The 9,678-nt window shown below is 35.9% G+C and carries 8 protein-coding genes, 1 tRNA gene and 1 pseudogene; 5 read left to right on the forward strand and 5 right to left on the reverse strand.

The window, feature by feature from the left end; translation table 11 throughout:
• The 3 genes from OZD63_RS06145 to OZD63_RS02565 form a co-directional block, all read left to right on the forward strand.
• A partial coding sequence (locus tag OZD63_RS06145; RefSeq protein WP_410543738.1) for a hypothetical protein occupies positions 1-193 on the forward strand: 193 nt, incomplete at its 5' end.
• A gap of 36 nt (positions 194-229) precedes the next feature.
• Positions 230-2,806: a DNA polymerase I gene (gene polA, locus OZD63_RS02560; protein ID WP_275008033.1), complete on the forward strand. Its 2,577-nt coding sequence runs from the start codon at positions 230-232 to the stop codon at positions 2,804-2,806.
• Between the two features lie 49 nt (positions 2,807-2,855).
• On the forward strand, positions 2,856-3,884 hold the full coding sequence (locus OZD63_RS02565; protein WP_275008034.1) for a hypothetical protein: 1,029 nt from the start codon (positions 2,856-2,858) through the stop codon (positions 3,882-3,884).
• 26 nt (positions 3,885-3,910) lie between these two features.
• On the opposite strand, the gene OZD63_RS02570 is transcribed toward OZD63_RS02565, so the two are convergent.
• The 4 genes from OZD63_RS02570 to OZD63_RS02585 all read right to left on the reverse strand — a co-directional run bounded on the left by OZD63_RS02570 (position 3,911) and on the right by OZD63_RS02585 (position 6,303).
• A complete protein-coding gene (locus OZD63_RS02570) occupies positions 3,911-4,690 on the reverse strand; it encodes an exodeoxyribonuclease III (protein ID WP_275008036.1) in 780 nt (259 codons plus the stop codon).
• Positions 4,690-5,397, reverse strand: coding sequence for a uroporphyrinogen-III synthase (locus OZD63_RS02575; RefSeq protein ID WP_275008037.1), 708 nt, complete (start codon positions 5,395-5,397; stop codon positions 4,690-4,692). Before OZD63_RS02575 ends, OZD63_RS02570 begins: the two co-directional genes overlap by 1 nt.
• Positions 5,398-5,650: 253 nt before the next feature.
• On the reverse strand, positions 5,651-6,148 hold the full coding sequence (locus OZD63_RS02580; RefSeq protein WP_275008038.1) for a hypothetical protein: 498 nt from the start codon (positions 6,146-6,148) through the stop codon (positions 5,651-5,653).
• A gap of 70 nt (positions 6,149-6,218) precedes the next feature.
• Positions 6,219-6,303, reverse strand: a tRNA-Leu gene (locus OZD63_RS02585).
• Positions 6,304-6,365: 62 nt separating this feature from the next.
• On the opposite strand from OZD63_RS02585, the gene tldD reads away from it, so the two are divergent.
• Together tldD and OZD63_RS02595 are read left to right on the forward strand one after the other, a co-directional pair.
• Complete coding sequence (tldD, locus tag OZD63_RS02590) at positions 6,366-7,784, forward strand: metalloprotease TldD (RefSeq protein WP_275008039.1); 1,419 nt, start codon at positions 6,366-6,368, stop codon at positions 7,782-7,784.
• A 286-nt stretch (positions 7,785-8,070) separates the two neighbouring features.
• Positions 8,071-9,318 (forward strand): IscS subfamily cysteine desulfurase, encoded by a 1,248-nt coding sequence (locus OZD63_RS02595; RefSeq protein ID WP_274980041.1) that lies wholly within the window; start codon positions 8,071-8,073, stop codon positions 9,316-9,318.
• A gap of 34 nt (positions 9,319-9,352) precedes the next feature.
• Here OZD63_RS02595 and OZD63_RS02600 read toward each other — a convergent pair.
• Positions 9,353-9,678: pseudogene (locus OZD63_RS02600) on the reverse strand (Rpn family recombination-promoting nuclease/putative transposase); the annotation flags it as partial.

Raw genomic sequence — 9,678 nt, forward strand, 5'->3', positions numbered from 1 at the left:
TTTTCTTTCTGCTACTCTCCAGTATTGGTCTAATTTTTTCAAATTGTTCTTTACTTATATCGCTTGGATAGCTTTTTTGCATAGATATGCCTCTTTCTTAACTATGCTTATTCTACCTCATATTTTCGAGATCCTTAACAGGTTCTTACAACGCTCAAAAGCAGAAAAACAAAAACTTGATTTTCTCAGCTAAATAGTGGACCATCAAAAGCACGCATAAATATCTACAATGAAAGAAAAAACTTTCACAATCATCGATGGCTATGGTTTTCTTTTCAGAGCTTACTATGTACTACCTCACTTAATTACCACAACAGGAATGCCAATAGGTGGTGTATATGGCTTTCTGAATATGGTTCTTAAGTACATTGCCCATTCGGACTACTTAACTATAGCACTTGATGCAGGGAAAAAGAATTTTAGGCACAATTTATATCCTGAGTACAAAGCGAACAGAGTAACGCCTCCTGAGGATCTAACTCCACAGTTCACCATACTGAGGGAAGCGGTAGAAGCTTTTAACCTCAGCTATGAAGAGATTGAAGGTTATGAAGCAGATGATATAATTGCAACACTAGCTGCAAAATACGCCAACCACCAAGACTTTAAAGTGGTAGTCGTTTCATCAGATAAAGATTTGTTTCAACTCTTGAACCACAATATTTTAATATTCGACCCCATTAAAAATATATACATAGATGAAAAACGAGTAGTAGAAAAATTTGGTGTAAACTCACGCAAGCTTCTTGATTTATTTTCTCTAACTGGTGATGCATCTGATAACATTCCAGGCGTTCCAGGAATAGGACCAAAAACTGCCACTAAATTATTAGATGAATTTGATTCATTGAATAATATTGTAGAGAACATTGATAACATCGAGCGAACGAGGATTCGTAATATTCTTACCGAACATAAGGAAAAAGCACTAATTTCAAGAGAACTTTTATCACTATGCGAAAAAGTAGACCTTCAACATGATATTGCAAAATATGAAGTCCATTCTCCAAACATGGAGAAATTGTTATCCTTTTTAAAGAAGTATGAATTCAATTCCTTGATAGGGAAAGTGGAAAAGCTTTTTTCCTATAGTGGGTCTAGCACAGAAGAAAAAATAGAGTATAGTAGTGAAGAGTTAGAGAAATTTTTAGAGCACTGTAGATATGAAGGCAAAATTGCAATTCATTACCACCTTGAAAACAATGTATTAAGTCTATCTCATAGCGAAAGTAATATTTTTTATATAGAGCAAGACAGCATACAAGATGCACTTATTACAATTAACTCAACTTTACTCTCAAATGGAGTGCTTAAAATAATACATAACATTAAAGAGATCAGGAAAATCTTCCCTGCAATAGAGAAGATGTTAGATTCAGTTGATGATTTGATGATAATGTCGTATAGCTTGGATACAGGAAAACATGATCACAGTATTCCAAACATAATTGCACATAATTTGAGTGGAGATGTAGAAATTTTCTCGGCAAAAACTTTAATAGCAATTCATGAAAAGCTAAAGCAAAGGTTATTTCAGGAAAAATTGTTCACAATTTACGAGCGCTTCGATAAGCCACTTATGAAAGTAATATTTGATATGGAGAAAAATGGGATATTACTGAACATACAAAAATTACAGGAATTGTCCGATAAATTTCAGCAGGTAATTGCCGTGCTTGAAGATGAGATATATAATTTGGCAGGAGAAAGATTTAATATTGCTTCGCCAAAACAATTAAGTGATGTTTTGTTTAACAAAATGGGGCTTAATAAAAAGAAAATGTCAAAAAAATCTGGATCGTATAGCACCAATTATGAAGTTCTAGAGGCACTCGAAGAAGAAGGGGTAGAAATCGCAAGTAAAATCTTAAATTGGCGACATTTAAGTAAATTAAAAGGCACCTACACTGATGCATTAATAAAGCAAGTTGATCCACTTGATGGTAGAATACACACAAGCTTTTCAACGACTGCAACTGCAACTGGAAGGCTGAGCTCCAGCAATCCTAATTTACAGAATATTCCTATCAGAAGCGAAGAGGGAAATCTTATCAGACAAGCATTTATTGCGCCAAAAGGGCATAAGATAATTTCTGCTGACTATTCACAAATAGAGTTAAGACTCCTGGCACACGTTGCAAACGTTGCAGCATTTAAAGAAGCTTTTGCAAACGGACAAGATATTCATGAGATCACCGCTAGGCAAGTTTTTGGAGTGCAAGAAATAGATGAGCAATTAAGACGCAAAGCAAAATCCATCAATTTTGGAATTATATATGGCATTAGCCCATTTGGTCTTGCAAAGCGGCTTGGAATTACCATTGCGGAAGCTGCTGAATACATTAATTACTATTTTTCCTGTTACCCAGAAATAAAGGCCTATATGGAAAAAGCAGTGTCTATCGCAAGATTGCATGGTTATGTAGAAACTTTGTTTGGCAGGAGATGCTTTGTAAGAGACATAAACAATACAATTCCTTATATAAGACAATTTGCAGAAAGGGCAGCAATAAACGCACCACTGCAAGGCACCGCCGCTGATATAATAAAACGTGCGACGATTCAGCTTTTTGACCAATTAAAAGTAGGTAAAATAATCCTCCAGGTTCACGATGAACTACTGGTTGAAGTAGAAGACGAAAAGGTACAAGAAACAGCAAAACTTATGAAAGATATAATGGAAAATGCAATAGAAATTTCTGTACCACTTGAAGTAGAAATAAAAGTTGGCGACAACTGGGGTCTAAATTCCCTTAATTATGACTTAAACATCGTGAATTCTAGGAGTATAAATCATTTGAACTAATACGAAAAATATGTTAGAATAGAACATAGCAAATGCAAATAGGTCAGCCATGACAGGCCCACAAGTAAAAAGTTCAAAACCTCCAAAGTTACCTACTCAGGTAACTAACGAAGATGAGAAAATTTTTGAAAAAGAGGAACATCAGGTAATCCATGATGCCTTTATACAATTGCTGAAAAACAAAGTACAACCTAAAGAATTAAAGGAAGATGACGAGGCAGTACTCGCTTTCATGCTAAGTCAGAATCAAATTATATTCAATAATGTCAAGCTAGAAGATGTAGAACCACTCAGTGAAGAGAATTTTTCTCAGTTTTTACTTTCCGTATTTGAGAAAATTAGAGAGAAAAAATTAGCTAATGAGGAGAATCTCAAGAATGGTAAAATAAAAGAAGTAGTAGATGACTGTGTAGCTGATATACGCGGTACAGAAGCTAAAGATTCATCCATAAAGTTTGTATTGGAAATGCTGCTGCTGCTAATTGGAGGGATCAAAATAGACCCGAAAAATATTTCTGGCTCCTTTATGGATGGGATGAAAGAAAAAATACCATTCTTAGGTAAAGACAAGAAAGAAGAGGATGAATCACCACTCAGTGATGAAGAGATGGTAACAACGTTCTTGAGCAAGATCTTTTTTCCTGTCCTTCTTTCCACTATTCCAATGTTAATTTTTGGTCCTACTACACTCGGAGTAGTTCTTACTGCTATCGGCACAATATTTGCCATAAAAGGAGAAGTGGAGGTTCTTTTTTCAAATAACAAAAAAGGTACTTTGTATGACCCTAACTCACAAGATAAAAATGATACAGAAAAGAGAGAAAAACTGAATGGAAAAATTCTCGAGGGCATTGATGATATTTTAAAAACCCCAGTTACAGAAGTTGAGAAAGGCACCTCTGTTTCTGAACAAATTTCCCAAGGAAAAGAAAAGAGTGAACAACAGCCTGTTCCTGAGCAAATTTCCCAGGTAGGAAACGAAAAAAGTGAGCAGCACGATCAATCTTGGACAGGAAAGGAAAACAAACGAAGGGAAAAACCACAGAGCAGCAAAGGTAAGACTACTCAGGTTTGCTAAAAGTGAATTGTGTAAGAGATCTGCTATTATTCTATAGCACATACAACAGGAGTATGGTCAGACGGATTTTCTAGCTTACGCAATCTATCATCTATGTAGCATGTTTCCAATTTATCTACAGCTTGTGGTGATAACAGCATATAATCTATTCGCATTCCTTGATTATTTCTGAGTGAATTGCCTTGATAATGCCACCAAGTGAATTGTTGCAAATTTGGGTGAGATATTCTAAACGCATCTTTAAACCCAAGATTCAAGATCGCTCTTAACTTCTCACGTTCTCTTATATGAAAGCACACTTGGCCATTCAATAAGTTTGAATCAAAGACATCAATTTCATCCGGTGCAACATTATAATCGCCAGCTATGATAGTTAACTCTTCATTCTTTAACAAAGTGCTCATCCTTTCATATAGATTATCAAAAAACTTGAGTTTATATTCAAATGCTTGAGAGTCCGGGCTTTGACCGTTTGGAACGTATACACTTCCCACCCTTACCTTCTGATTATTGTGCTTTATTATGCACTCTATATAACGCGCTTCTTGATAACCTTCTACGATATCAATCCTAAACTTCTCCAGTATCGGATATTTAGATAAAACACAAACGCCATTTCTTGCAACTTGTCCATAGACAGCACATTCATATCCCAGCTTCTCTATCTCTGCATAAGGAAATTGCTCTTCCATACATTTTATCTCTTGCAGCAAAATTATATCTATCTGACTATCAACTATAAAACTACAAAGTTGGTTAACTCTTTTACGTATGGAGTTTACATTCCAAGTTGCAATCTTTAGCATCAACAATCCTTATTAATTATATCAATTAAACTCTCCCCAGTAGGCAACCTCGATGTTATAATTTTTTTCCATTTGATTAACTTTAAACTATCAGCAATGTTTTTACTCATGGTATATGCAACTGCATTATTCATCACATGAGATAACCCACTTTTTAGAACTAATGAACAAAATATCCTTGCTGTCTGTGAGGAAAAAAAAGCAACACTATCAATTTTACCATCCAATAGTAAATTTTTACACCTATTAGTTAGATTCCTTTTTATAATTGTTTTATAGAGTACAACTTCTCTTACGTTAAAATCTTCTTCAGATAATCTCTTTTTTAGGTCACATGATACTTCTTGTCCCCTTATATACAAGAACTTTATTGCGTTTGAATAATGAGCTTTTATGAATGATATCAGACCATCAACGTTGCTGTTTGCTGAGATTATATCAGAAAATCCCAAATTTTTTGCAGCCTGCATGGTTGAATTACCAACTGTAATAATCGGAAAGTCATCCTCTTTGCATATTTGACTAAGAGCCTTTACACTGTTTTTACTTGTAGATATCACAACGTCAAATTCGTACGCAGATATATCAGGATTTAAGTACTTTATTGTGAATACTGGTTCTATAAAAACTTTGTATCCATACTTTCTCAATATATTTCTTGTATTGAACGAGTCCAATAAAGGCCTCGTTAATAAAATAGACTTCATTCTGATTTATTTCACTACTAGTAAAATAGTACCCTTTATACACAAATTACTGAATAAAAACTTTTATTTTGATAGCTTGAGCAATTATTCAAGTAATTGATGTGGAAGTAGGAGTACTAAGCGCTCCTACCCCAATAAGCCCACAATTTCTGCTTACACTTTTTTGACGCTAATTACATCGAACTCTTTTGAATGGCTTCCTTCAGTGGAATTATATAGCTAATATTCCTGTATAAGTTAAATAAGTTAATACTTAAGCTTGTACTCTTGCAGTATTTGAAGAGAGATTCTCAAGGACGTTTTTTGTCTGTGGTTCACTAATCATAGTTTGAACGATATTAGCTGCCATAATAACACAGCCTAGAATAAAAAAAGGCGTAGAAACAAAATAAATAACAGAAGACTCAAAAAGCGACATAGATGCAATACCTCCTATTAGAAATGAAGCACTGGATGCTATATCAAGATAGATCTTTGTTAACTTTTTTTGTCCTGGAATGTTTTTTATGCCAGATTTCTTATTAAGATTCTGTTGTCGGGAATGATCATTTAGTGACCATATATTTAAAGCAAACGAAAGTGCACTGAATATAGCGCCGGCAATACTAAAATACAGACTTAAGACAGGAATATTCAAGACCAATGCCGCTATGTATCCAATGAAAGAGATAGTAGATAGTGTAGTAACTAAGCGTTTCGAGTAAGTTCGTACCTTCTTTCTGTAGGCTAACTTATCTTTTTCACCATACATAGCATAAATATTACCTAATACGTTATATTATAGCATCAATTAATTCAACAAGCAATATGGAAGCTAAGAGTGCCCGAGAGAAGACTTGAACTTCCACAACTTAAAAAGTTACTAGCACCTGAAGCTAGCGCGTCTACCAATTCCGCCACCCGGGCTTTTTATAGTTTACTATGTTAAAGTTAAATAATATACTTAAACAATTTTTAGTTCAAAGGTAATGCCAAATCTAGATCAAATATTTTTTGCTCAAAACAATGTTAATATTAATAACGTATATAAAATAGTCAATAACGCTTTGAGCAATAGCGATGGTGGTGAGCTGTTTCTAGAATTTTGCCAGTCGGAGTCCCTGGTTTTTGAGGATAACATATTAAAACACATGGACTTGAATACTAGAAGGGGATTTGGTTTAAGGTCTTTTTGTGAAGATAGTACATCTTTCGTTTGTTCTTCTGAGATCAGCGAAAAAGAAATTAGTAATGCTGCTTCTATGGTAAAAAGCTCAGTGTCTTTAAACAAGACAAATTCAATAAATTTAAACGAAGAGACAAAAAGCCTATATTCGAGGATTAACCCTATAAATGAAATGGATCTGAATTCAAAGATTAAGCTACTCAATGAGGTTAATGAGTATGTAAGGTCCAAAAATAACTGCGTGAAGCAAGTAAAAATAACTCTAAGTGGAGAATGGCAAGTTGCACAAGTAATAAAGGGTGATCACAGATTAAGCGATATCAGGCCTCTGGTACGTTTTAATGTGCTAGTCATTGTAGAAAAAGATGGCCGTACCGAAAGAGGTTCTGCAGGGCGTGGTGGAAGGGACTCTTATAGTAAGTTTATTTCTGAGAAAAAGTGGAAAGAAGTTGCAAATCAAGCATTAAAACAAGCACTAATAAATCTTGAAGCAATTCCAACTCCAGCCGGAGAAATGACAGTCGTTTTAGGTCCAGGCTGGCCAGGAATATTGTTACACGAAGCCGTGGGTCATGGACTTGAGGGCGACTTCAATCGCAAAAAAGTTTCAGCATTTTCAAATTCTGTGGGTAAACAAGTAGCAGCTAGTGACATCACAGTAGTTGATGACGGAACTCTGCCCAATTTGCGCGGCTCTATCAGCGTAGATGATGAAGGCACTCGACCCAGTTATAATATATTGATAGAGGATGGGATCCTAAAAGGATACATGCAGGATCATATGAACGCTAAACTCATGGGTGTAAGCCCAACTGGTAATGGTAGAAGAGAAAGTTATAAAGAAGTTATTATGCCGCGCATGACAAACACCTATATGTTGCCCGGAAAGTATACACCGAAGGAAATAATATCTAGCGTAAAGAAAGGTCTATATGCAGTAAATTTCGGTGGTGGGCAGGTTGATATAACGTCAGGAAAATTTGTTTTTTCATCTTCGGAAGCTTACCTAATAGAAAATGGCAAAATTACACAGCCAGTCAAAGGGGCAACACTAATTGGTGACGGTCCAACAGTGTTGAAAAAAGTATCTATGGTTGGTAATGACTTAAAGTTAGATCCTGGTGTTGGCACATGCTCGAAAGATGGACAAAATGTGCCCGTTGGAGTTGGTCAGCCGACACTCAAAGTCGACGCAATAACTGTTGGTGGAACTGAGATATAGATAAGGGCTAAAACGGATTCCAGCGCACGGCGCACAGCTGTACAAACATTATGATTTGGAAGCAATTGCCACCAATAGGGTGTCATCCCAGTGTCTGGGCACTGCCTTTGTGTTTGAGGCAAAACTGGCTATAACATTTAACACACTGCTTTCGCAAATAAATGTTCGTACAGTTATGTGTCAGCTACTTGGATGACACTTTTGTACTTGATGCAAGATTATATCTTGAAAAAATTAAGTTTTGATGCTATAAAATAATTGTAAATTTTGTCTCCGTGGTAGCTTTATGAATGTTGAAAGTAAAAAAATACATGATACTAAAATAAAATTACCAATATTTCTTGATTATCAATCTACTACTAAAGTAGATCCCCGTGTTTTAGAGGTGATGATACCTTACTTTGGTGAGTTCAGTAATGCACACTCTCGCAGCCATTCATTTGGTTGGACTGCTGAAGAAGCAGTGGAAAAAGCAAGGAAACACATCGCTGATCTGGTGAACGCAGATAGCAAAGAAATTATCTTTACCTCAGGTGCAACTGAGTCAAATAATACGGCAATCAAGGGCGTTGCTCACTTTTATAAAAATAAAGGAAATCATATAATCACTGTCTGCACGGAGCATAAGTGTGTTCTGGATTCTTGTCGGCATCTGGAAAATGAAGGCTTTAAAGTTACATATTTGCCTGTTAAGCAAAACGGAATTATAGATTTATCAAAGCTTGAGGAAGCAATTACTGATCAAACGATCCTGGTTTCAGTGATGATGGTAAATAATGAAATCGGAGTAATTCAGCCTGTCAAAGAAATTGGTGTAATATGTAGAAAGCATAATATATTTTTCCACACAGATGCAGCTCAAAGCTTTGGAAAAGTTCCAATTGATGTTAATGAGATGTGCATTGATCTTATGAGTCTCTCTAGCCACAAAATTTATGGACCTATGGGAATAGGCGCATTATATGTACGTAGAAAGAATCCTCGTGTTAGGCTGATACCACTAATTAGTGGTGGTGGACAGGAAAGAGGCATGCGTTCTGGAACAGTTCCAACACCTCTTGCAGTTGGTTTTGGTGAAGCGGCACGTATTGCTAGAGAAGAAATGAAAAAAGAAACAACTAGAGTGGAAGAATTAAGGGATATTTTGTATAACAAGATAAAAGAAGCGTTTCCTGATATCGTTTTAAATGGTGATTATGAAAATAGAATTCCTGGCAACCTAAACTTGAGCTTTCCCTATGTTGAGGGTGAGTCTCTCATCATGGCAATCAAGGATTTAGCAGTAAGTTCTGGTTCTGCGTGCACGTCTGCGTCTCTTGAGCCTTCCTACGTAGTACGGTCGCTAAATAATGGCCATGACCTTGAGCATTCATCAATTAGATTTGGCCTAGGCCGATTTACAACTAGAGAAGAAGTTTTGTATGCAGCAGATCTTGTTGCTAAAAATGTTGGCCGACTGAGAGAAATGAGCCCACTTTGGGAGATGGTACAAGGAGGAGTAGATTTGAACACCGTGAAATGGGACTCTCATTAAATGTATCCGTTCCAACTGCAAATGCACTTTGAAATTACTCTGTACCGTTCACACTTAATTCTTCAATCTCACTAATAGAAAGGCCAGTAAATTTGACAATAGTGTTGACATCAACATTGTTAGCCAGCATTGCTTTTGCGACTTCGATTTTTCCTTCGATTTTCCCTTCCTCTTTACCGATTTTGATGCCTCTTTCTTCGCCAATTTGGATGCCTTTTTCAGTAGCAAGGTCAAGTCTGTATTCAAGAATGGCTTCTTCTTTCCGTAGATCCATTATTCTTTCTTCATAAGCTACTAAATCTTTTTCATTCCAGCTAAACCTGTCTAATTCATCGTAGGCTAACTTTATTATTGGTGCTT

Origin of the sequence: Wolbachia endosymbiont of Drosophila leontia (assembly GCF_028981785.1) — a bacterium.
Taxonomy (GTDB): domain Bacteria; phylum Pseudomonadota; class Alphaproteobacteria; order Rickettsiales; family Anaplasmataceae; genus Wolbachia; species Wolbachia pipientis.

Bases quoted from the DNA above. Each gene is read 5' to 3' on its own strand.
- polA (WP_275008033.1), top strand. From the start codon at position 230: ATGAAAGAAAAAACTTTCACAATCATCGATGGCTATGGTTTTCTTTTC.
- OZD63_RS02565 (WP_275008034.1), top strand. From the start codon at position 2,856: ATGACAGGCCCACAAGTAAAAAGTTCAAAACCTCCAAAGTTACCTACT.
- OZD63_RS02570 (WP_275008036.1), bottom strand. From the start codon at position 4,690: ATGCTAAAGATTGCAACTTGGAATGTAAACTCCATACGTAAAAGAGTT.
- OZD63_RS02575 (WP_275008037.1), bottom strand. From the start codon at position 5,397: ATGAAGTCTATTTTATTAACGAGGCCTTTATTGGACTCGTTCAATACA.
- OZD63_RS02580 (WP_275008038.1), bottom strand. From the start codon at position 6,148: ATGTATGGTGAAAAAGATAAGTTAGCCTACAGAAAGAAGGTACGAACT.
- tldD (WP_275008039.1), top strand. From the start codon at position 6,366: ATGCCAAATCTAGATCAAATATTTTTTGCTCAAAACAATGTTAATATT.
- OZD63_RS02595 (WP_274980041.1), top strand. From the start codon at position 8,071: ATGAATGTTGAAAGTAAAAAAATACATGATACTAAAATAAAATTACCA.